Origin of the sequence: Brakhagea baltica, assembly GCF_052161605.1 — a bacterium.
Taxonomy (GTDB): Bacteria; Planctomycetota; Planctomycetia; order Pirellulales; family Pirellulaceae; genus JBKCUI01.
On record NZ_CP197409.1, the window covers coordinates 1638308 to 1662194 of the forward strand.

Below are 23887 nucleotides of genomic sequence, written 5' to 3' on the forward strand. Positions count from 1 at the left end.
GGGAGACGCGTTCAATTTTAACTGTCTCTAACTCGATCCGATTAATCATCCGCATCAGACGAGCCAGGCGCGACTGACGTCGCACCATCTTCCGACGAGGCTGTCTCGTCTTCACTGAGCATCGGAAGCCCGCCAGCAGCACTTCCCCCCTCTGTCTCAAATCGTGGCTTCCAGGCGAACTGAACAACGAATTCGCAAAGCGGAGCAGGAAAGTCTTTGGCAACCTCCTTACCATCTTTATCCTTAAGGGTTTCAGGTATTTTAAGACCAGAAGCGCCCATTCCCATGCCGCCGCCCATGCCGCCACCAGGTCCCATACCACCCGCGCCATAGCCTCCGCCGGGTCCCCCCATTCCACCCATGTCACCGCCCATTCCCATGCCACCGCCAGGTCCCATGCCACCCGCGCCGTAGCCTCCGCCCGGTCCGCCCATGCCACCCATGTCGCCGCCCATTCCCATGCCGCCACCAGGCCCCATGCCGCCACCAGCCCCGCTTCCGTATCCGCCGCCAGGGGGAGCACCGGCTCCCTTGATTCCTTGCTCCTGCAGCCATTCGGCAAGCAACTCTTGGAATTTGGGGTTGGGCTCTCTGTACGTTTTGTCGATCGGTTTAACGCTTCGAACGATAGGCATTCGAATACCAAAATCCCGAATTGCCGTAAAACCAGGCTTTGGCTTTTTGAAGTTCTCCTTGGGTTCAATCCCCGTCATATCAGAAATCGGCATATTGATTTCGCCGTTCTCTAAGTACTCAATCATGTATCGCCAGACGTGATCTTGGCCTTCCTCCCCACGAAGCAAAGGCCCCCCTTCGTACTCGTTGTGATAATGGAACCCTTTAATTTCGATGACCCAACCCGGTCCATTAAGTTCGCTAGGCTCGGGAACTGGCTTCTCGAGATTCTTAGGGTCGTAGAACTTGCGTCGGATTTTTACACCATCCGTGTACTTAGCCTTCACATCTGACGTAAACCATGTTGATAGATCGTCCAAATACTTCTGATCAATCGATGTAATGTGAAAATCTAATCGATTGGGATACGGCAGCTCTTCGGGAGTCTTGTCGGTATCCGTCAAATCCTGCCGCTTGGCTCCCTCTACGATCTTCAAGAGCTCGAGAGTTTGAACGCGCCTCTTCGCTCCAGAGCTTATTTCCTTGCCGACATTGCTCAACAATGTGACCTGGCCAATTAGCTTGCCATCCGTCGCAATCTCATTGTCCGAAGTTCGCTTCATGTTGGTTACGCTCGTCTCAGCAGAAGCCCATCGAGGCTCCGCCACAACCCCGAGGGCCTGACCTTTAGAAGCATGATAGGTGACCATGGACGCGAGCAGAATGGACAGCGCACCGACCGTCCAAGGCTTCTTCTCTCGGATGACGCGATCAATCAAAATCTCGCGAGGCAGAAGATTGGTTCGGATCGGGCCTCTCTTAAGTTGCTGCAAACAGAGACCATAGACCACCCCAAACGCGGGCAGATTCTCTTTGAACGCTTGTGCTCCCGTTACCTCGACCCCGTCGAGCTTCGGGAATTTGTCGACGACTGATACGTCAATCCCGAGATTCTTGTTCAAGAACTGCTCGAGCCCGGGCAGCTTTGCCGTGTTACCCAACAAAGCCAACGCGTCGAAATCCCCCTTCTTGTTGACCGTTCGGAAGAAGTTCAGAGACCTTTGAATCTCGGTGACCAAGTCGTTGAAAACTGGCCGCATCGCTTGAAAAACGAGCTTCGGATCATCCGCTTGTAAAGCATTCTTCTTGAGATGCTCGGCCTTTGCAAAGGTAAGCTTGAGATCCTTGGTGAGCTGTCTGGTGAAGTGGTTCCCGCCGATCGGAATGTTCCGATGCCATACGCGGAATCCATTGGTAACGATTAGATCGCTCGCATCGGTTCCTATCGAAAGCACAACCAGGGATTTAGGAGGCGCATCAGGATCGAAGGTGTCGTTGGCCAGCGACTCAGCAAAGCGGTCATAGGCAATCATGTTGTACAACGCCATCGGCGCGAGCTGCACCAAATCGATGTCGATGTTCTTTGCCCGGTAGGGTTTCAGATTGCGGAAAACGGCTTCTCGCTTCATGGCGAACAAGCCGACTTCACTTTCGAGAGCGTAGCCGTCCTCAACCTGAGCTCCTTCCATTTGCTGGAAGTCCCAGATAACGTCCTTCAAATCGAAGGGGATCTGTTGCTTGGCTTCGTACTTGACGATATCCCCGATCTTCTTGACCTCGACCGGTGGCGGCTTGAAGAATTTCGCCAGACCGCTTTGTCCGGGAGCACTCACAGCGACCGTCGCACCCCGAAGATCGTTACGTGAAACAAACTGCTCCAACGCATCCGCAACCAATAACTCAGGCTCAGCCTCGGGTTGCGTCAAGATTTTAGGGTACTCAACATAATCAAATACATCAGCGATCACCTGGTCACCTTCCAAGTGGCATCGCATCGCTTTAAGAGAAGCTTGACCAATTTCAAGCCCCCAAACATGTTGTGGTTTCTTCGCCATCGTGCGAATCTCCTTTGCTAGACCATTGGCGAGCTACCGGACTTCCGGTCTCGCATTTCAGTCTCGCTTCAGATTGAGTTTTCTGAGATTAGTTGATGAGTCATCGTCGCCCTGTTGCTCTCGTCCGGAGGGTATAGGGACCACTCTATGTTACAGGATACACCCCCCCAGTGTCAAAAAAATCCCCGGTACATCGTAGAAAACGGCTTCGGATCCGGTCTTTGGGACTTTGTCCATGCGAAAAATCATCGATTTTCCTTCCATCGCCGATCTAGTGGAATAGGAAATGGTCCGCTGTAACCGTTACAATTGAACTGGGTGAAGTGCCACAAATAGTAAGGAATACAGTCATGCGAATCGGAAAACCTCTCGGTCGGCTGCTCGTCGCGAGTTTCTTCCATTTGACGTTTGGAACCGCGAATTTGGCAACCTCGGACGAACCGGCCAAAACGGACCAAAAGGAAACGATCCGCAAGCTGATTGAACAATTGGGGGATCCAAACTACTCGAAACGAGAACTCGCCAAACTCGAACTGGAACGGATTGGCTATGTGACCCTCGACCAACTCAATGCGGCCAGCTTTCACCCCGATCCGCACATCGCCAACACGGCCAGATTCATGGTCAACAGCAATCAATTTTCTTGGACGAGTGAGTTCGACACTCCTAAAGTCAAAGAGATTCTCAGCAATTTTGCCGCATCCGAAAGCGATGGCAAGGCGATTCACATCGACGAACTGGCCCGCTTGGAACGGGAAGAAGGGCTCCCGGGGCTCTGCCGTTTGGCTCGCTACGAATCCAACGCGGCACTCGCCAAGCGTGCCGCCATCCATGTCCTGAAGTCAAAAGGACAGGTGGGGCAACCTGCCGATCTACGGATAAAACGCATCTCCGCTCTTCTCGAAGGTGGAGAAAGTCAATCCAGCAAGTGGATACTGCGACATATCAACTCGATGAACCGATTCGATCTCGATTTTTGGAATGAGCAAATCGAGAGCGAAGCAAAACTCTTTCAAACTCGTTCCCCGGAAACGAACGAGTTCGTTTTCTTGAATCTGGGCCGCTGGATCGCAGAACAATGCGCGAGTCAACCAGAACTTCGGGAACAATCGATTGCCATCGCCAAGTCCCTCGTCGACCAATTGGGGCTCTCCGATGCTTCTCCTCTTAACGACAAGTCTAGTAAAGCGATCGAATTCGCACAGTGGGCACTCGGTGCAAAGTTTCATGAAGCGGTTCCGCACATGCACTCCAAGCTCAAGTATCGAATCGTTAAGCGTGAACCGACGCTGTCCTACTATCTTGCAGAAAGCTACCTGCAAGCCGGTAAAAAGGAGATCGCGGAGCGGATCGCTAAACTCGCTCTGGAGGGAAAACCATCTGCCGCTGATGGCAGTGAGTGGAAGGAAAGCGTGGACGAGGCAAATGATCTACTCCGAACTCGGCTTGAAGGTGCCATCGGCTACCGCAATCAATCCTCCAAAGAAAAGAGGCAGATCATCGGGGAACAACTTTCGGAACGAGGTCTGTTTGAGTGGGCCGAACGAGAGTTCAAATTGGCAGCAGACGATGACCTAACACTAATATCAACTTTGACCAGCTTACTGCGATTGAGCGAGCTGCAACACTCTCTCGAGCGATACTCGGATGCTCGCGACACACTTGGTCGATTCCAAAGTCGCTATGAAAACGAGAAGATGTTTCGGGATCAAATGCAGAATCAACCTACCGTAACCTCACAGGTGCTATCCTTCTACTATCTGTACGCAGGCGACGCAGCTCTCGATTCTGGTGACCCTACCGAGGCCTTTGACCACTTCTATCGCTCCTTGGAGTTGGCACCGGACAATGTCGATGCACTCATAGGAATGTACAAACTAACGCCAGACTCTGATCAATCCAAACGCAGGCAGACGAAACACAAACAGATAACCGAGTTGCTAAGGTTACAAGTTCGCGAATTGGAGGACATCGCCAAACAAATAGGCGGAGGCCAGTTTGCAGCCATCACAAATGATTTGGTCATCGCACTCAATTCCTATGCCTGGGCTGTCGCAAACACCGAAGGCGACGTCGAACAAGCCATTGCCTTTAGTCGACAGGCTGTCGCGACCCGCCCCAACGATTCGGCATTGCTGGATACTCTCGCACACTGCTACTTCGCAGCAGGTCGCTGGACCGACGCAGTCGAACAACAACGAAAAGCAGTCGAGCTAAAACCTCATTCACCGACCATGCGCAGAGCTTTGGAACGCTTCGAAGCACGCCTAAAATCAGAATCGCAGTCCACTCCCTAAAGCACTCGAGGAAGCCATCAACACCCATCAAGAAAACAATCAATTGGACACGTTGGCGGCAGACGAGTCTTACGACTCACCAGCCATCGGTATCCTGGAAACCTTAGGCTGGACAGCAGCCATCGTTGCACTGGACGCGATGGCAAAATCAAGCTCCATTCGTGTCATCCAAGCTGAGTGGAATGACATGCTCGGTTCCATTATCAAAATCCAAGGGAGCATCAGCGATGTCCAAAACGCTCTCGATGTAGGTGCGAAGACGGCAGCCTCCTTTTTCCCCCATTCGCCCTCAGGCAACACGCACGTACTGCTACTCCCCAGGCCCGCTCCCGACGCGATGAATGTCATCGTTAGCCCTGCCGAATACAATGCTCTTATCGAGCAGTCTGTCGTGAAGCTTCCCCATAACATTTCCTCCAACGAACTAGGTTCTGAATCCATGTCCTCGACATCATCCAATACTATGGCCCTCGGCTTCATCGAAACGCAAGGCTTCACGGCGGTTTTCGAAGCGATCGATACCGCTTGCAAATCCGCTTCCGTCGAGGTCGTAGGTAAAGAGAAACTCGGCGGCGGTTATGTAACCGTTGTCATTCGCGGAGATGTCGCCGCCGTCAACGCCGCCGTAGAAGCTGCCAAGCCCCGCATCGAAGGCCTGGGTAAATTGATCGCTTGCCACGTTATCGCTCGCCCGAGCGCAGCAGCTTTAGGCCTGCTTCCCAAGTAGCAGCAGTTTCGCTTCGCAGAATGCTCTCCGAGATCGGGGTGGGAACGGGGGATTGGTTATTCGCCCCCCCTCGCCATCAAGCAATCCCAAAAAAGTTTCGACTTTCCGCGCTCCGTTTCACGCTGCGCGTCGGCCAATAAGGTAGCGATGGCGTTCATTTAATGAACGTTCTTACGTATTTTGATACGATTCCCGTAGCAGCTACCAGAGAAGCACAATGATACGAGTTGTTGAAGTGGGCAAGGCGTTTCAGACGACCCGAGCGGTCGATGGCGTTTCCTTTGAAGTTCACAGCGGAGAGATATTCGCTTTGCTGGGCCCCAACGGGGCAGGAAAATCGACCTTGGTTAGGATGATGATCGGCATGATACCACCCGATCAAGGTGCGGTACGGTGGTTTGGCGACAACAGAATCCCAACCCAAATGAAACCCTCCGAGATCGGTTACCTTCCAGAAGATCGAGGGCTCTATAAGGATCAAAAAGTAAGCCGCATTCTCGAGTACTTCGGACAATTGCGAGGTATGTCGATCTATGATTCCAAGGAATCAGCCAAGGAGTGGGCGAAGCGGTTAGAAATATCGCACTACCTCGACCAAAAACTGGAAACGTTAAGCAAGGGCAATCAGCAAAAAGTTCAGGTGGCCGCTGCGGTACTTCACAGACCACGCGTCGCCTTTTTGGACGAGCCGTTCTCCGGTTTGGATCCACTCAACCAAGAATTGATGGTGGACTTTATCGGTTCACTGAGAAACGAAGGAACGACCATAGTTCTCAGCGCTCATCAACTCGAGCTGGTGGAGCGTTTGGCTGATCGCGTTCTGCTTTTGTCTCATGGGAAACGTATCGTTTCGGGAACGATTGATGATGTAAAGGCGGGTGATTACGGAGGCTACTCGCTTCAGTTTCGATTCGCCACCCCTGTCGATAACGATGCTGTGAATCAATGGTGGGATGATCCTTCACTGGAAAGTTTGGAAGTAAAGGCTAACTGTACCGTAAAGCTTACGTTGACAGGGCGAGAACGAATTTCAACCTGGCTCGAGCGTGCTTCTCGACTCGGTGATCTAGTCGACTTCCGAGGTGGCTACCTGTCCCTGCATGAAATTTATCTCCGGGCGGTCAACAATAATGGCAAGAAGGTATCTGAAGAGCTCCTTGAGATTTAATGAACTCAACCTGTTTTTAAAAAAGCTGTTTTCTTTGTAGTATCAACAGATCCGATCAATATCATGATGACATGGCTGAAACCTTGTTTGACAGTGGCTCGCTGGGAATTTTTTCGCTACTTCAAGTGGAAGGACCAACTCATTGGCGTTGTAGCGATGATTTTCGGTGCAGCAATCGGTTACGCTGCCATGAGATTATCGCAATCTACGAGCCAAGTCGAGCTGGCGGTTCTCGGTGCCAGCGATAGCTTTGCTTTTGCCGACAAGGGGAACCTTAAGCTAGCCGAGGGTACCAATGACGAAGCCATGTGGCAACAAATGGTCGAGGCTGGAAAAGTTGACGGACTGCTCAAGATTAACGCCAGTTCTCGAGAGGGGTTCGTCGCGGAACTGATTGTGCGAAAAGAGCCTGCCTGGCTGGAGGAGTTGCGACCAATCGTGGAGGCAGAAAAATTGCGATGGGAGATTCTCGATGCACAAATTCCTATCGGCACAGTGGAAAGACTGCTCAGTCCATCCAAAATTGACATCGTATCTCTATCCGCAGGAGAGACCTCCAAGGGGGATCGGATGATAGCATACGGTATGTTGGTCGCTATGTTGCTCACCAGTTGGATCGGTCTAGCCTACATGATGACCGGAATAACCGGAGAGAAGCAGATGCGTGTGACCGAACAGGTTGTTAGTGCCATCCGTCCGCAAGCATGGATCGATGGCAAGCTTTTAGGAATCTCTGGGGCAGCCATTGGTTCCTTGGCGTTTTTATTCTTGACCGGGTTAATCTGTCTACCTGCTGCGAACTTCCTCGGAATCGATGTGGCACTGCCTGGGGCATTGAAACGTTGGGATTTGGTCCCGCTGCTGCTCGTTTACTATTTGGGGGGCGTATTCTTTTGGAATTGCTTTTATGCAGCTGTCGCCGCAGTCATAAATGATCCCAACACCTCCTCGCGGACATCTCTGCTATTCTTACCCATGCTACCAATGATGGCCGCCGGTTTTGTTGCCTCAAAGCCTGATGGAGCCATGATGAAAACGTTAAGCATCCTGCCGGGAGCCTCATCGACTGCAATGCCCATGCGAATGATCTTGGGCGAAGTAAGCTATCTAGAAACCATTTCTAGCATCCTGTTTCTGCTTTTGGGAATCTTCGTTCTCAGAACGATTGCCGGTCGGGTGTTTGCAGCCGGCATCATGCTCTATGGCAAGGAGCCGACTTGGGTCGACATCCTTAAATGGTCTCTAACCAAACGATTCGACGGAAATGGGCTTCCCATTGTATCCACGCTTCTAATGTTCTGTTGTCTGTCTGTTACAGTTGGACCAAACGGATAAGAACATGACAATGCACCGGAGTTTTCCGCTAACAGATCCAACCCTTCCTTTGATCGGCAGATTCAGAAGGACCTGCGGCGTTAGCCTGATCCCTAACAATACGCGGAACAAGCCAAAGAAACTGGACCTACAAAGGTCGCGGCTTAGTCGCCACCCACACCGATTACGGCTCCAACACTTGGACCCAAATCTACGACTCCTGCTGCGCCCTGTTTTGACTTGAACGCAAATGAGTTCCGGCTCTTGTAGCGGACGAGGCCATGAGGCCATTTGAACTGGAGACCGCCCGATCTTATACCAATAGGACTCCTGCCGTATTCGTGCGAAGCGATCTGGCCTCGTGGCCTCGTCCACTACAACACAAAAAATCTCAATAACCAGCTACCAATCCGCCTCTTTGACCGTCTACAATTCGGGTATGACAGATCATCCGACCATCACTTCCGTGCTAGATGGATGAGCCCGATAGCCGAGAGCTTCTTGGGAAGAGATCCGATTGGGTATGGTGATGGATTGAATCTCCTATACTTCCTAGGAAATCGAGGCACGGTTGGGCTTGATCCAAGTGGAAATATCACAATCCGATGCACATGTACGTGTGGCTGGAATTACGGTCGGCATGATCCGGAAATCATCAATGTTACCACAGAATGTACGGGTTCCGGGGAACGCTGTTGCTGGACCGCATGTAGAAGGGAAGTGCTTGACAGAATAAGAGATAGGCTTAGTCAGTAATGTCTCCGCCTAAACCAGCAGGAGAAGTGTGAATGGTGGACGTGGCATAGTGATTGCGTATATTTCTTCGATGCTTCGCACCTTTGAAATTTCTTAGACCATTTGCTTCGGTCCAGTCATCACTAGCAATCAAAATGCGATTGGCTCTAACCGGTTGAGTAGCGGCTAGTAGCTCACTGACCTGCCGCCTTATACTTTCACAGTCCGATGGGCCGATATTGGTGTCGCTCAAGATGATGATTTCGTAACCGGTTGGAGAACTCGGAACAAGAAGACAGTCACGTACCCCCGCTATGCCGCAAAGCAATTGTTCCGTGGTCAAAGGATCAACCTTGTACCCATTCTCGAGCACGATGGTATCGTCGCTTCTACCGAGGATTCGTACACATCCCGACTCGTCCTGCTCCGCCACGTCTCCAGTATCGAGCCAACCATCTATGATTCGGTTTTGAGTAGCTACGGGATCATTCCAATAACCCATCATAACGCCGGTTCCCCGAACCCATAGCCTGCCGTCGTCATCTATCCGCAACTCCATCCCAGGCACTACTGGCCCCACACCGTTCAAACGTTGATCAGCCCCCCCTCGAATTGCTCCCGATCGATTGGAGCAAACCACAGGTCCAGCCTCGGTCAATCCGTAGCCTTGATAGATGGGCATGCCCGCCTCTGCAAACGCTGAACGCAATGCTTGCTCCAAAGGTGCTCCACCGCTCGCCAACTGACGCATCCGCCCACCGGTCAGCTCGTGAAGAGCAAGGGCCTCTCCCCCTCGTTTCACCCATTCCGTGTGAATCCGCATGTAGAGGATTGGAACGGCATTAAGGAGGGTTGGTTTAGCCACTCTCATCCGCTCCAGCAGCATGGAACTACTATTTAGAATCTCCAGGGATGAGGCGCTGATCAACCAAGTCGCTAGCTCGCAGGTCTTTGCATAGGCATGCGAGAAAGGAAGTACATTGAGGCGATGGTCGGCGGCAAATTGAGGCATGGCATCAAGTTTTGCAATCGCGTTGCTCACTAAATTGCGGTGCGATAACATCACTCCTTTTGGTCTCGATGTGGTGCCTGAGGTAAAGAGGATATTCGCGATGTCCGTTTCGGAGAAGCTTCTAAACACATCATCCGAGTTTCCATGAAAATCCTCTGGTTCCCATCCCGGCTTGGATGATTTTGTACTGCAAGATTGGATCCATTCGCTGATGTTGGGACGACAAAGATGCAAGCAACGATCGTTCTCCGATACCAAGTCAGCTTGATCGTCGACGATCACCAAATCGGGCTGAAGATCGGCAACCATCGCTCGGGCTTGCTCAAGCGGAATGCGAGGATCGATCGGAGCATGAATCGCGTTCAAAAACGAACACGCCAACTCCACGAGTATCCACTCGCGAGAATTCCTCATCCCATTTATGATGCGCGAACCAGATTTGATACCTTGCTCGTGAAACCTAAATGCAACAATGAGAGTTTCTCGATGGATGTCTGCCCAGCTCCATGTAAGCACACCGTTGTCGCCATCGCGATCTAGAAAGCAAATGGTATTGGGCGAATCGTTCGCGTTTCTGTTGCAATAATCGTAAAGCCGAGGAAGCGTCTCGCGTTCCGCAATAGGTAAGGGAGAGTGTGGCATAGGAGGCTAACGTCTTGGAGGCCAGCCTTGGTCGGGATCCATGCGTCGATAGTCTTCTTCGGTTGGTTCACCGCCAAACTGACGCCAATAGCGAACTGCAAAAGGGTTTAGCTTCGGCCCAACCACATGTTCATTGACTAATTGACTTCGGCACTCCCCCCACCATCGATCGTAGGCAACCTGCATCTCTTGAACAATCTCAGGGTGCTCTACTGCAACATTCTTAGTTTGCGCGTAATCCTCTTGAAGATCGAATAGCTGCCACGCGGGAACTGTGCCATCTTGGAGAGGAGCACCATTTGGATTGACCATGGCCCAACGGGTGTTTCGAATCGCAACATTTGAGTAACGGTATTCGTCTGGATTAGCATGCTTTGGCCAACGCCCCACGTGAGTTACGAGGAACCGATCCGGCCACTTCGGTGATGGTGTTTGCCAAAGTGGAACTAGCGATCGGCCCTCGATTTGTTGAAGAAGTTGTTGTGGCAACGGGATGCCAGCTAGTTCTGCAATTGTGGATAGAAAGTCGATGTGGGAAGTGAGCTCACTGGTCTCGCCCGTGGGAATCATTTCAGGCCAACACCAGAACGAGATGGCACGAGTTCCGCCCAACCATGGCGATCCTTTGGCTCCTCGCATACCGGCAGAGAATACCGTGTGTCCCACAGCGGTACCATTGTCATTCATGAACACGATTAATGTATCCTTTTCGATACCGAGCCTTTGCAAGTGCGATCGCAATCTACCTACGTTTTCGTCGATGTTATGGATCATTCCATAAAAGTTGGCTAGATCTTCGTTAGCGACCTTGTCTCGATAGACGGCCGCGTCTTCCTTCTTCGCATGATAGGGCGAGTGGGGAGCGTTGGTCGAAATGTAGGCAAAAAAGGGTTTCTCGCTGGCTGCTTGTTCGGCCAGCCATGTGCTAGCTCGTTCGAAAAAAACGTCGGTGCAATAGCCCTTAGTTTGTTTTAGCTGATCGTTGTGGAGAACGATTGGGTCGAAATAGGAATTGCCGGGCACATCGCCACACGAACCGGGATAGGACTGACCGATGCCGCCCGCGCCATGAATAAAGACTTCGTCAAAACCGCGACGGCCGGGCAGGTATTCGTCTTCATCACCGAGATGCCATTTCCCAAAGATGCCGGTGGCATACCCTGCCCCCTGAAGCATTTGCGGAAGTGTAATCGCGTCCAGGGTTAGTCGTTCGCGTTCCAGGATAGTATGCGTGACCCCATTTTTGAATTCGTGCCGCCCAGTCAAAAGTGCGCTCCGTGTCGGTGCGCAGGTCGGGCTGACATGAAAGTCAAGAAAACGAAAGCTGTCGCTCCTCAGTTGATCCAAATGAGGAGTAGCCAAGACGGGATTGCCATGCGCAGACAGATCCCCATAGCCTTGGTCGTCTGTGAGAACAAAGACAATGTTTGGTTTCTTGTTCGTCCCATCTGTTGCGTGAGTTGCTTCAATCGCGAAACCAAACATGCCGATCAGGACGGCGGCGAAGGCAAAAAATGACAGACGATTCGTGCAGATTGGTAGTGCATACATGGTTTGTATGAGTGTAAGACGTTGAGTGACCTGTCCCCGCGTCACCTGATTCTAACCAATCTTTATTCGGACAGCCTAATTGGCCGAGGGAATCTCTTCTTCGGCTGACGATTCTGCGACTTGTTCCTCGTGCTCAGCGGACTGAGATTCGGTCGTGTCAGCAGGAGAGGAATCGGATTTAGCATCCTTAAGAATTCGGTCCAAGATTCCGTTTACGAATTGGCTCGAGCTCCTACTACCGTATCGTTTGGCTAGTTCAATCGCTTCGTTGATCGAAACGCGACCTGGTGTGTCCCCAAACATCATCTCGAACGCTGAGATACGAAGAATGTTTCGGTCGATGGTGGTCATTCGCTTGACCGACCAATTGGCTGCATATTTCGCAAGTCTTTGATCGATTTCCACGCGATTTTCGCGAACTCCGTGGATCAGATTTTTTGCGAAAGCAACCAATGGCTTGTTGTTCAGCATTCGACGTTCGACAAACTCATCCGCGATCTCGTGTTCACGCAGTGGGTTTAGGTCTTCTTCATAGAGGACTTGGAGGGCGATTTCACGTGCGCGTCGACGCGTAGTCATAAGTTGGAAAGCTGAGGTTACGGTAGTAAGTTAATTTGACAGGCTTTAAGGGCTCTATTCTCGATTGGTGAGGACATACGTCAAGGATGAAATCCTGGAAGCGTCCCATAGTTGCGAGAAAGTCATGTAGAAGTGGTCTGCGGCAGAGATGTTGAAGTGCGGAGGAGCATTTGATCGACTTCGTTTGAGACGATTACCCCATAATTGATAGCCCCTAACCAACCGGACATGATAATTCCGACACTGCCAGCGTGATACAAGCCGGAAATTTGTTGGGGTAGTGCTCTTGATACCGCCAAGCCCTCGAATTTCGTGCCAAAACTCGCACCCAGTTGGTGTTTGGTGTAGTGATGAAACGTTCTCGGTGTTGCCGCTTCGGCGTGCTCGATCATATCGCGGCAGCCGGGCACGTATTTTTCCAGCGAATCGATGGTTGTTTCTACCAACTCCTTCTTGCTGGCTTCGTATTCCTCCTCGTTTAGATTGGCCCAATCGCTCCAATTGGCATTGGTGCTGCTGACGACCGCGAATCGCTCTTTGCTGTGCGGACGGGTGCGCGGGTAGTAGAAGCTAAACGTTCGGGATGTAATGTTTCGATCGAGGAGCAGATCTGTTCGAAATAGATTGGCCGTTGAGCAGAACAGCAAATCGCCGGTCGACTCGTCGATATAGCTGCCAGGCTTGAGGGCCATGTAGACTTGGGTGCTGCTGTTGTTGAGACGAACTTTGCCAGCATCCGCAATGAAATTCGGGTCAAAGTTTTCCTCACCAACCATTTGGAAGATGGTAGATCGGAGGTTGGAGTTGCTGACCACCGCGCGACACTTGATTTCTTTCCCGTTAACAATCACGCCGCGAACCCCAGAGTCGCCGACCAAGATTTTGTAGACATCACAGCGGATTCGTATGTCGACTCCATTTTTCTGGAGTTCCGATTGCATCTTGGAAACCAGGTCGTCGGTGCCTCCCTCGTAGATGAAGACCCCTTTGGCCATAAAGTTCGAGAAAACAATGCCATAGGTAATGGCGGGATCCTCTAGCGTGGAACCGTTCGCGTAAGTGATAGGCTCCATCAGCAAGCGCACTACATCCTCCCGACCAGGGAAGAATTTTTCGAAAAGCTGCCCGGTCGTCATCGACTGGTCGTCGTAGAAGTTCATACCTCTCGCAGTGTCGAAGAATGCAGTGACGGCTTCGGCTGTGATCCCGAATCGATCGGTCAGCAGGCGGGTAAAGTCTTCGCGATTAAAGGTCGTCGTCAGCGAAAACATCGGATTATCGAAGCGAATATTCTTCAACTGAACGATGTTGCTCGCGATTTCATCGTTCCAATAGCGACGACAGCTCTTGATCATCCCATGCGGGAAGCCATGAAGCGAGATATCGAACGTGTGGCTGCCCGGGCGTTTGAACCAAGTCGCCAGTCCGCCAAGTTTGTAATGCTGTTCGACGAGCAAGACTTTATGGCCCGCGCGGCCAAGAATGTTGGCAGCGGTCATCCCGGCCAACCCGCTTCCGATCACTACCACGTCGTATTCCGCCCGTGTTCCCGCTAAAAAATCTTTCGGCATACTTTTTTAGGTAATTCCCCCCTGATGGGTGGGTCGAGTATCGTGGGATACGAATCCGTAGAGGGGCGAATTATGCACTTTGTAGGTGCGGATGAGAGGAATCGAACCTCCACGGCCGTATGTATTAGGCCACTAGATCCTGAGTCTAGCGCGTCTGCCAATTCCGCCACATCCGCAAAAACAGTCGTTTGGCAACATCAACTGATGCGGAGAAATTAGCCAGAACCGTCAGAATGGTCAAGCCAAATCAAGTCTTGGAATTTCGAGTACCCGCCACATCGGACTGGATTCCGGTTCCCTCAACCCTATAATTAGAGGGAGGCCTAACGGTTTATCGCTGTGACGTCCCACTATGTTGGTTGTTGAACTGATTCATGGCTTATGTGCTGGAGTACTGAGATGCAACGGAAATTATGGATTGCTGGAGTCGGGATTCTCGCATTGACTCCAATGGCGATGGGAATGATTGCTTCGCAAGACGGCAAATCCCAAAGTGGAAAAGATGACACCAAACAAGAAGCCAAGACCGAAGAAACAAAAGGGAAAGGTTCTGCGAAAAAAGTGAATCAAACACCAAAGTACAACAATTTGAACACTGAGGAAAAGCGGGTGATCCTTTACAAGGGGACAGAGCGGCCATTTATTGGCAAATACACCGACTCTACTGGCGATGGGACCTACATCTGCAAGCGATGCAACGCACCGCTCTACGATTCGACCAGCAAGTTCCATAGCGGTTGCGGCTGGCCGAGTTTCGATGACGAAATTAAGGGGGCCGTGAAGCGAAAGCTAGAAACGGACGGAACCGGGCGGGTAGAGATTGTTTGCGCTTGTTGTGGTGGACATCTCGGACACGTTTTCGAGGGTGAACGATTCACGATGAAGAATACTCGCCACTGCGTAAACAGCGTTTCGATGAATTTCGTGCCACGCGGAAAAGAGCTTCCGAAAGTTATCAAGGCCGAAGACATCGAAGACGAAAAGAACAAAAAGGCAAAGCAAGATGATGCCGCCGAATCAGCGGATTCTGTAGGACTCGGGGATAAATCCGGCGTTGATGCGAAGAATTAGTCCCTTTTACGTTCATTGATCAAAATAGCTCTTGCAGATTGCTCATCTCATATTGGGCTCACTGCCACGAAACCAACTCCTCTCGTTTTTTCGAGAGGAGGAGGTTGTCTCTTACTCTAAGATCTCTGCGCCCTATAGAGCATCGCTCTAGCTAATCATGCAGGTCTGAGGTTCAGTTATTCATATAGCCTATCGCAACTTCCCGGCAAGCAGCGGTTATCCGGAGGCGTATTTCACGCTGCGACAATATTATGTTTAGGCAATACACGAAAAATGGGTAAAATTTGCGGCTCCCTACTTTTGCTGTGATAGAAGCATAGCTAAACTCTGATTTATGCGAGAACGGGAAACGGTTGAAAGAGTCACCCGAGTCAAGCCGGTCTTTAAACGCTTGCGTCGCTTTCGCTTCAAGTTAATCACCCATTGAGTTTTCACCCCAGTGCATGTTTCGAGCACGCGGGTCCGGATACTTTTTACGACTGGCCAAATGGCCTAATTCATTTTACATCTAGGAGACTGTTATGAAGTTCCGCCCAGTGTTTGCACTTGGGCTGGCCGCCATTTTTGGGGCCAGTAACGTTTATGCTGACTGCGGTTGTGGCAGTGCAGCGACTGTTGCGACCAGCGCATGCTGTGGATCTGTCGGCGGAGTTATTGCTTCCGCTGGTGCCGCAGCATGTGGTTCGCAAGTAACTTACGTTGAAAAGACCGTTATGGTTCCAACGCAAGTTGTAGAGAAGAGAATGGTCAACAAAACGACCTACAAAACGGAAGAAAAGCAGGAAGAGTACACTGTCGTTAAGATGGTTCCTCGAACAGAAGTTCGGGAAGAAAAGTACACCGAAGTTAAGATGGTTCCTAAGACCGAAACCAAGACTCGCGAAGTCACCCTGATGGTCCCCAAGGAAGAAGTCAAGAAGCAAGTTGTGACTCAAAAGGTCCCAGTCATGAAGGACGTTGAGTATACTTACTCCGTGCAAGTACCAAAGACTGTCGTTGAAGAAGTTCCCTATACCACCTGCAAAGTCGTTTACGAAGACGTTCAAAAGGAAATGACCGTAAACGTTTGCAAGCAAGAGACCTACGAAGTTCCCGTGACCGTTCATGTACCTGAGTACTACGAAGAAGTCGTTACGGTCAAGGTTCAGGTTCCACAAGTTGAACAAAAAACCGGCGTACGCAAAGTTTGTAAGCTTGTCCCTGTCACCACGATGAAGACCGTTACCAAGGACTGCGGTTCTTACCAAACCGTCATGGTCGAAGTGCCATGTGCAACTCCTGTTGCGGCTCGCGGTTGCAAGACGTCTTGCGGCTGCGGAACCCCAGCACCTGCTTGTGGTTGTGAAGTTCCTGCCACCAGAACCGTATGCAAAAAGGTTTGGGTTCCTAACATCGTTACCCAGCAAGTTCCTGTTACTTGCATGCAAAAGACGTGGGTTGACGTTCCTTACACCTACAGCGTTAGAACCTGTAAGGTTGAGGAAAAGCAAGTGACTGTCAAGAAGTGCCGCATGGTAGCAACGACGCAAATGAAGGCTGCTACGCGCAACGTAATGGTTCCAGAGACCAAGGTTGTTACCGTTAAGCAAGCGAAGACTGTTGAAGAACAACATGTTCGACAAGTTTCGAAGGTCGTATGCGAAACCGTCCAAAAGACGGGTGTAAAGAAGGTTTGCGAATACGTCGACGAGACCAAGGAAGTCGAGTACAAGGTTTGCACGATGGTTCCAGAAACCAAAGTGGTTGAGTACACCGAGACTACTTGCGAAAAAGTGACCGAAGAAAAGGTACGTCAAGTTAGCGTAACCGTTTGCGACCGAGTCGAGGAGAAGCAAATGCGAACCGTAAAGGTTTGCACTCCTGTTACCGAGCAAGTTGAAGTGGACGTAACCGTTTGCAAGATGGTACCAACGGTTGTTACCGTACCGGTAGTGACACGTGGGGCAGCATCTCCATGTGCTCCGGCCGCCTCCGCTTGCGGTTGTGCAACAACTGCACCTGTCGCCACTGGCTGCGGATGCAACTAATTCGATAGGCTATTTTGCCTAACCCGAAAAATCAAACGGCCCGCGATTGACTTTCAATTGCGGGCCGTTTTTCTTTTGGACTTCTTCGCTACAATACCAGCTTAATCTTTCAATTACATCCTTACCCACCGTTAATTCAATGTCCTCAGCAAACCGACTGACCGATCCGTTTGGCACACGAAGCACATTCAAAAGCTCCCTCGGGGAACTGGGGATTTACAGATTAAGCGAGCTGGAAAAACGATGCGTTGCCAACGTTTCTCAACTCCCCTTTTCCATCCGAATTCTGCTCGAAGCCGTCCTTCGCAACTGCGATGGCTATCAAGTATCCGAGGAGGATGTGCGAAACTTGGCCAATTGGACAGCCGCGAAACCAGCTGAGGTGGAAATCCCGTTCAAACCGGCTCGAGTTGTCTTGCAGGATTTCACTGGTGTGCCTGCCGTGGTCGATTTGGCCGCCATGCGAGACGGCATGAATGCCCTCGGAGGGGATCCAAAAAAGATCAACCCTTTGATCCCTGTAGATCTGGTGATCGATCACTCCGTCCAAGTGGACTATTTTGGGACCGACGATGCATTGAGCAAAAATGTAAGCGTTGAGTTCGATCGCAACAAAGAGCGGTACGAGTTCCTACGTTGGGGACAGCAAGCCTTTGACAACTTCCGAGTGGTTCCCCCGAACACTGGTATCGTTCACCAAGTCAATTTGGAGTTCCTTGCTAAGGTCGTTTTCCAGGGTAAGGATCATGCTGGGGCCGTTGCATTCCCGGACACCCTGGTGGGAACGGACTCTCACACCACGATGATCAACGGTCTCGGGGTACTGGGGTGGGGCGTAGGTGGTATTGAGGCCGAGGCCACCATGCTCGGACAGCCACTTTACATGCTCATGCCTGAGGTGGTGGGTATGAAGCTGGTCGGAAAGTTAGCACCGGGAGCGACCGCAACCGATTTGGTGCTCCGTGTTACTGAGATTCTTCGCAAAGAAGGTGTCGTCAATAAGTTCGTGGAGTTCTTCGGCGAGGGAATGTCCCGCATGACCTTGGCCGACCGTGCAACGATCGCTAACATGGCCCCAGAATACGGTGCAACGATGGGTTTCTTCCCTGTTGATGGTGAGACCCTCAACTACATGCGAAGAACCGGACGCACGTCCGATGAGATTGACTTGGTCGAGCGTTACTGCAAAGAGCAAGGGCTCTTCCGTTTGGATGGTGCACCCGAGTTGACTTATACCAAGACGTTGACGTTAGATCTCGAATCGGTCGAGCCATCATTGGCAGGTCCTAAGCGACCTCAAGATCGCGTTCCACTCAAAACCGTTAAAGCATCGTTCTCCAAGGCGTTGAGTGCACCGATTGCTGAGCGTGGCTTTGGCTTACCGACTGAGCAATTAAGCGCAACTGGTACTGTAGCTGACAATGGTCACACGACTGACATTGCCCACGGTGCTGTCGTCATTGCGGCCATAACTTCCTGCACCAACACCAGCAACCCGTCGGTGATGCTAGGAGCGGGGCTTTTGGCCAAGAAAGCGGCAGAGCGAGGGCTCAAGGTAAAGCCATTTGTGAAGACCAGTTTGGCCCCAGGATCCCGTGTTGTAACAGACTATTTGACCAAAGCAGGAGTGCTCGAGTCGCTGGAGACGCTAGGCTTTCATGTCGTAGGCTATGGCTGCACGACCTGTATCGGGAACAGCGGTCCGCTCCCAGACGCAGTGGCAACCGCTATTACCTCCGGCAATCTAGTCGCGGCAGCGGTATTGAGCGGTAATCGCAATTTCGAAGGCCGAGTGAATCCGCACACTCGCGCGAACTACCTAGCGAGCCCACCACTTGTTGTGGCATATGCCCTGGCAGGAACGGTTGATATCGATTTCGAAAGTGAGCCTATCGGGACCGATCGGGATGGCAAGCCTGTGTTTTTCCGAGAAATATGGCCAACGCGTGAAGAGGTAGATGCGGCCATCGAGAGTGCAGTATTGCCCGAGATGTTTGTGAACCAGTATTCCAGCGCTTTCACTTCCAACGAGAATTGGAATGCGATTCCCGTTACCCCGGGAGAATTGTTTCAATGGGATGCGAAGAGCACGTACATTCAACGCCCACCGTTTTTGGAAGGCATCACGAACGCCGAAGGCAGTATTAAGCCAATAACCGGTGCCAGAGTACTAGCTTTGCTAGGTGATTCGGTCACAACGGATCACATCTCGCCAGCGGGCTCGATTGCAAAAGACGGACCTGCGGGGCGATTCCTGGTCGAGAACGGCGTGAATCCTAGAGATTTTAACAGCTATGGAGCGCGCCGCGGTAACGACCGAGTCATGGTGCGTGGAACCTTTGCGAACATTCGGATTCGAAATGGTTTAACCCCTGGCATTGAAGGTGGTGTTACACGCTACTTACCTACTGGCGAGCAGATGAGTATCTACGATGCATCCATGAAGTACCAACAGGAAAACACGCCGCTCATTATCTTGGCGGGAACAGAGTATGGTACCGGTTCGTCGCGTGACTGGGCCGCAAAGGGGACGTTGCAACTGGGAATCAAGGCTGTCATCGCCGCGAGTTACGAACGAATCCACAGAAGCAATCTCGTGGGCATGGGTGTTTTGCCGCTTCAATTCGCTGATGGGCAAACAGCTCAGTCGCTTGGGCTTTCAGGTGAAGAAGTTTTTGACATTCCCGACCTCGACGACAGCCTGAAGCCTCGAAGCATTGTTCAGGTCATTGCGACGAAGGCGGACGGTACCAAGACAAGCTTCTCAGCCATCGTTAGGATCGATACTCCGGTGGAGATAGACTATTACCGAAACGGTGGAATTCTACCGACCGTGCTCCGCAAGCTGGCTCAAGCTTAATTGCTTGATAGTTACCCGTTACTCATCTCCCGTCCAGAACCGTACGAAAGGAATTTTCTCTTACGGTTCTTGACTTAGGTCGGTGGCGAAAACGGATTTCTGAATAAGGGTGAAGCAGTCAAGGACCGGAGTAGCAATTTCGCTAGACATGAGCCTCCCCGAACCTGCCGGAGGACTTTTCGAGCGAGGGCTTAGTGTGGGCTAAGTGCTGACCCGCAAACAAGCGATAGCCAGGTTTGTGGCTGGCACGAATTCGACTATTACGTTCTAGCCACAGGGATTTGAAAATGCCCCTGGCTCGGATTATGTCGAAACACTTCCCAACCTATCAAAGCTTCCGCCGTTTCGTCATGCTACCAGTAGGCTGCCACAACGCGTAGGAGCAGATTGTCGAGGTAGGTCTTGGTCGAGGTGAGGAAATTACCTCTGCAGGAGTGTTGTTTGATATTGCAGTTTGCAACTCTATGCCGTTCCTCTATTTATGGTCCAGTACGCATACCTGTTTCGGTGAGATCCGTGGTCGCATAGCCAGGAAAGCAACCAGGCTGATGGAAACACCGACACTTAGAGTGCACCACATTTCGGTGTAGCTCCATGCATTCGTGTCATGTGCAATTGCCCAACTGAGCCAGTCCGGTGGCATATTGCCTTGCCGCCCGTTAATTGCCAAAGTAAGCGAGATCGCATTGTGGAGCATGTGAAAGAGTATCGCCGTCAGTACACTTCCACTTCTCGCAGCTATCCAACCTAGTAACAATCCCATAAGGGCCGCAGATATGGATTGCTGCAAAACGCCATGCGAGAGCCCAAAAAGTAACGACGTTGCGAGCACAGCTCGTAAAGTGCCATTGTTGCGTTCTAATCCTGAGAATAGAAATCCGCGAAAGACTAGCTCTTCGGAAATAGCTGGCAGCACTGCCAAGCATAGCAGGACGGGCCAAAAAGGAGCCGAAGCAATAACAATGTCGACCTGACGCAATAAGGCAATCGTCTCTTCACCGAGTTTGTACTCACTATTGATTGCATTAGCGATGGTCACATAAGACGGGTGAATCGCGATCGCCAATAACCCGACAGTCGCCAATTCGGGCAAGGAGACTCGGTGGAGCCGAAACGCACATCTCATGGATCTGGTGAGCATAACGCCCATGATCAATACGGGACCGAGCATTAGCCCCAACTGCAGCGACAGCGTGTTGGCAGCTAGATTGCTCCAGGTGATTTCGGAAACTCCCAAGCTCAGCCGTCCAAAGAACAGCATCGCCAGAATGAGCATACCACATACAACAGCCTCGTTTACGGTGGGGGTTGATTCCCGCTTTCTCCATGCATCTCGAAGCCAATTCTTGAGTGAGTACCGTCCGCCATCCTTTAACATGGCGGTCTCATTTTCAAATTGCCTTACTGCCCATCGAACAGCCAGCAACGTGCATAGTATCGTGACAGTCGCAACCGTAGGTAGATGAAGAAGGGCGGAAAGATACTCTCCCTCCATCAGAGCACGAGACAGCAAGACCGCTCCCGTCACCGGTATAATGCTCGTTCCGGGAGACAATCCCACCCCCGGCAACATGGGTAGCGATACGAGTGGCAATCCCACTAGAAGCAAAGGCATCAGATAGTATTGGCCTTCTTTTGTGCTTCTAGCTAAACTCGCCACCGCCAGTGCTAAAGCGCTGAACATAATGGAAATGGGGACGACCAGCAGGACCAGCCAACCGAGCGAATGGAACGGCAATGGTGCCAACATATCCGATGTTGCGGCTAACGTCGTTGTTGCCATTCTCCCGATGACCATGGATGCAGTTACATACATGCTGGCCAGATTAAGAAGTGCGGTACCCAAACTGAAACAGATAATCGTTAGCAATTTGCCCCAGACGATTTCTAGTCTTCTCGCGGGACTGCAAAGCAAAGTTTCCAAGGTCCCTCGCTCTTTTTCTCCTGCGCACAGATCGATAGCGGGATAGAATGCACCTGTCAGCGCCCAGATCAATACAACAAACGGAAGTAGCTTGGACCAAAGAAAGATCCCTTTTTGACTAGGCTGCGAAATATCGACGGTCAGCAGCCGTGGTGGGTTGATGATTCCAGCGCCTAGCTCGGTTTGCTCCAGTGTTTGACGCAGCCATGCAGCATGCTCTTCTCGAACGATGCGTTCAAACATGTTATTCGCAATGGTAGAGCGTTCCCAGCTCAGATTGCTTATGACTTGAATCGACGAACTCCATCGATTTGCTCGAAAGTCGGGTGGGATGCAGACGATACTATCGCACGAGAGTTCTCGTAAACAGTTCTCGACTTGCTTCCTTTGAATCGATTTCTCAGTATCACCCGCGAGCTTGGCTGCATGCGGTGAACTTGATGGCTCGTCTCGTTCTTGCGCCAGGTATGCCTCGAGGCATTCCTGTACTCGTTCTGACTGTGGAATGGCTTTCCAATGGACTGGTGCGTCTGCCCGATCGTCGAGGATAGATGTCGACTCTGGTAGGTTCTCCGCTCCGACAACACCGATGACAACTCGTGGTTCACGATGAAACTGAGCCACTTCGAACATGATGGAACCCATCAGAGGATACAAAAGCAGCGGCAGAAACAGAACGGTAAACATGGTGCGTCGATCTCGCAATTGATCGCGCACTTCTCGTGTGAAAATTAGTTGGATATGACTCCATCTCACGTGAGCAATTCCTCTCGCGAAAGGGGTGTGTCATTACCTTGCAGTAGCAGGCGATAAAAAATTTCTTCAAAGTCTGATTCTTGATGGCGGTCGGCAAGTTCGGCGAGTGTACCGCTATCTATGATTTTCCCTCGCCACATAATGGCCACACGATCACAAACTCGCTCGATTTCACGCATAATGTGAGACGAGTAAATGATACATTTCCCTTCGTCTCTTAATTGCCTGACGATATCCTGTAAGGCGCGAGCGGCTAGTACATCAAGTCCCAAAGAGGCTTCGTCGAGAATCATGACAGGTGGATCATGAATGAGGGCTCGTGCGATAGAGACTTTTTGCTTCATGCCTGTCGACATTTTGGCCCCCGGCATATCTCGGAAACTCATCATCTGAAGTCTCTCGAAAAGATGGCTAATTTTCTCCTGAAGGGGTTCTTCGGGAATCGAATACAGTCGACCAAAGTACTCCACCATTTCCCAAGCGGACATTCGGTCGTAAACATTGGTATTGTTCGAGACGTAGCCTATGGAATGGCGCACGTAGTCCGATTGCTTCACCACGTCGAAATGGCAAACTCTGGCTGTTCCAGAGGAAGGTTGAAGGATGGTGGCAAGAATCCGTAAAGCCGTAGTTTTCCCAGCTCCATTCGGGCCCAATAAACCGAATACCTCCCCGGCCTTCGCTGTGAACGAAATCGAGTCGATTGCTGGATGATCACCGATCTCCGCATCAGGATAGTGTTTCGTTAGATTGGTAACTTGTACCAGTTCCATGCAAGACCAGTGATTGAAAACGTGTTAGACGAGTCTATCGCCCTTAATCTTCTGTTATTCCGAGTAAACCACGTAATGGATACCACTTTGCGGATCGCCAGGCCGCGTCCAGGGGCGAAAAAAGCGGGCAACACAGTTTCATCGCCCTCAGAAGCAAAACAATTGGCATAAACGATCAACTTAGAACACTCCCGGAGGCCGGAATATCCTCCGCTTGCACATTCGTTGGCCTTGTTTCGCATCTTGATGGTGACAAACGTTTGCATTTGCCCATTCAAGTACTACGTTTCCTGAGGAGGGTTGTCCGTATCACTCTCCTGTTATTCAAGTTAGCCGCCAACGAACCAAAATTACACGCACAATTCTCGGA

The 23887-nt window shown here is 51.2% G+C and carries 14 protein-coding genes and 1 tRNA gene; 7 read left to right on the forward strand and 8 right to left on the reverse strand.

Translation table 11 applies throughout. From position 1 onward, the window contains the following. Positions 1 to 41 precede the first annotated feature (41 nt). Positions 42 to 2510 carry a type IV pilus assembly protein PilM gene (gene pilM / locus SH449x_RS06365; RefSeq protein ID WP_482380489.1) on the reverse strand — a complete coding sequence of 823 codons (2469 nt, stop codon included), beginning with the start codon at positions 2508 to 2510 and terminating at the stop codon, positions 42 to 44. 350 nt (positions 2511 to 2860) lie between these two features. Between pilM and SH449x_RS06370 the strand changes: the two genes are divergently transcribed. The 4 genes from SH449x_RS06370 (at position 2861) to SH449x_RS06385 (ending at position 8037) form a co-directional block, all read left to right on the forward strand. Then, on the forward strand, positions 2861 to 4807 hold the full coding sequence (locus SH449x_RS06370) for a tetratricopeptide repeat protein (RefSeq protein ID WP_482380490.1): 1947 nt from the start codon (positions 2861 to 2863) through the stop codon (positions 4805 to 4807). Between the two features lie 43 nt (positions 4808 to 4850). Further along, the gene (locus SH449x_RS06375) at positions 4851 to 5534 is read left to right on the forward strand and encodes a BMC domain-containing protein (RefSeq protein WP_482380491.1); all 684 of its coding nucleotides are present in this window, start codon (positions 4851 to 4853) and stop codon (positions 5532 to 5534) included. A gap of 217 nt (positions 5535 to 5751) precedes the next feature. Then, positions 5752 to 6702: an ABC transporter ATP-binding protein gene (locus SH449x_RS06380; protein WP_482380492.1), complete on the forward strand. Its 951-nt coding sequence runs from the start codon at positions 5752 to 5754 to the stop codon at positions 6700 to 6702. 63 nt (positions 6703 to 6765) lie between these two features. Further along, positions 6766 to 8037 (forward strand): ABC transporter permease, encoded by a 1272-nt coding sequence (locus SH449x_RS06385; RefSeq protein ID WP_482380493.1) that lies wholly within the window; start codon positions 6766 to 6768, stop codon positions 8035 to 8037. A gap of 724 nt (positions 8038 to 8761) precedes the next feature. Here SH449x_RS06385 and SH449x_RS06390 read toward each other — a convergent pair. The 5 genes from SH449x_RS06390 to SH449x_RS06410 all read right to left on the reverse strand — a co-directional run bounded on the left by SH449x_RS06390 (position 8762) and on the right by SH449x_RS06410 (position 14282). Continuing rightward, a complete protein-coding gene (locus tag SH449x_RS06390; RefSeq protein WP_482380494.1) occupies positions 8762 to 10405 on the reverse strand; it encodes an AMP-binding protein in 1644 nt (547 codons plus the stop codon). A 6-nt stretch (positions 10406 to 10411) separates the two neighbouring features. After that, positions 10412 to 11956, reverse strand: a complete 1545-nt coding sequence (locus tag SH449x_RS06395) for an arylsulfatase (protein WP_482380495.1) — start codon at positions 11954 to 11956, stop codon at positions 10412 to 10414. Between the two features lie 75 nt (positions 11957 to 12031). Continuing rightward, on the reverse strand, positions 12032 to 12535 hold the full coding sequence (gene nusB, locus SH449x_RS06400) for a transcription antitermination factor NusB (RefSeq protein WP_482380496.1): 504 nt from the start codon (positions 12533 to 12535) through the stop codon (positions 12032 to 12034). Positions 12536 to 12657: 122 nt separating this feature from the next. After that, positions 12658 to 14106: a phytoene desaturase family protein gene (locus SH449x_RS06405; RefSeq protein ID WP_482380497.1), complete on the reverse strand. Its 1449-nt coding sequence runs from the start codon at positions 14104 to 14106 to the stop codon at positions 12658 to 12660. Between the two features lie 86 nt (positions 14107 to 14192). After that, a tRNA-Leu gene (locus SH449x_RS06410) sits at positions 14193 to 14282 on the reverse strand. 223 nt (positions 14283 to 14505) lie between these two features. On the opposite strand from SH449x_RS06410, the gene SH449x_RS06415 reads away from it, so the two are divergent. From SH449x_RS06415 to acnA, 3 genes are all read left to right on the forward strand, one after another. Beyond that, positions 14506 to 15177: a methionine-R-sulfoxide reductase gene (locus SH449x_RS06415; RefSeq protein ID WP_482380498.1), complete on the forward strand. Its 672-nt coding sequence runs from the start codon at positions 14506 to 14508 to the stop codon at positions 15175 to 15177. A gap of 521 nt (positions 15178 to 15698) precedes the next feature. After that, the gene (locus tag SH449x_RS06420) at positions 15699 to 17204 is read left to right on the forward strand and encodes a hypothetical protein (protein WP_482380499.1); all 1506 of its coding nucleotides are present in this window, start codon (positions 15699 to 15701) and stop codon (positions 17202 to 17204) included. A gap of 139 nt (positions 17205 to 17343) precedes the next feature. Then, complete coding sequence (acnA, locus tag SH449x_RS06425; RefSeq protein ID WP_482380500.1) at positions 17344 to 20064, forward strand: aconitate hydratase AcnA; 2721 nt, start codon at positions 17344 to 17346, stop codon at positions 20062 to 20064. A 475-nt stretch (positions 20065 to 20539) separates the two neighbouring features. On the opposite strand, the gene SH449x_RS06430 is transcribed toward acnA, so the two are convergent. Both SH449x_RS06430 and SH449x_RS06435 read right to left on the reverse strand, forming a co-directional pair. Continuing rightward, entirely contained in the window at positions 20540 to 22744 is a 2205-nt protein-coding gene (locus SH449x_RS06430; RefSeq protein ID WP_482380501.1) for an ABC transporter permease subunit/CPBP intramembrane protease, read from the reverse strand. Beyond that, positions 22741 to 23517 (reverse strand): ABC transporter ATP-binding protein, encoded by a 777-nt coding sequence (locus SH449x_RS06435; protein WP_482380502.1) that lies wholly within the window; start codon positions 23515 to 23517, stop codon positions 22741 to 22743. The genes SH449x_RS06430 and SH449x_RS06435 overlap by 4 nt, the downstream gene beginning before the upstream one ends. Positions 23518 to 23887 lie beyond the last annotated feature (370 nt).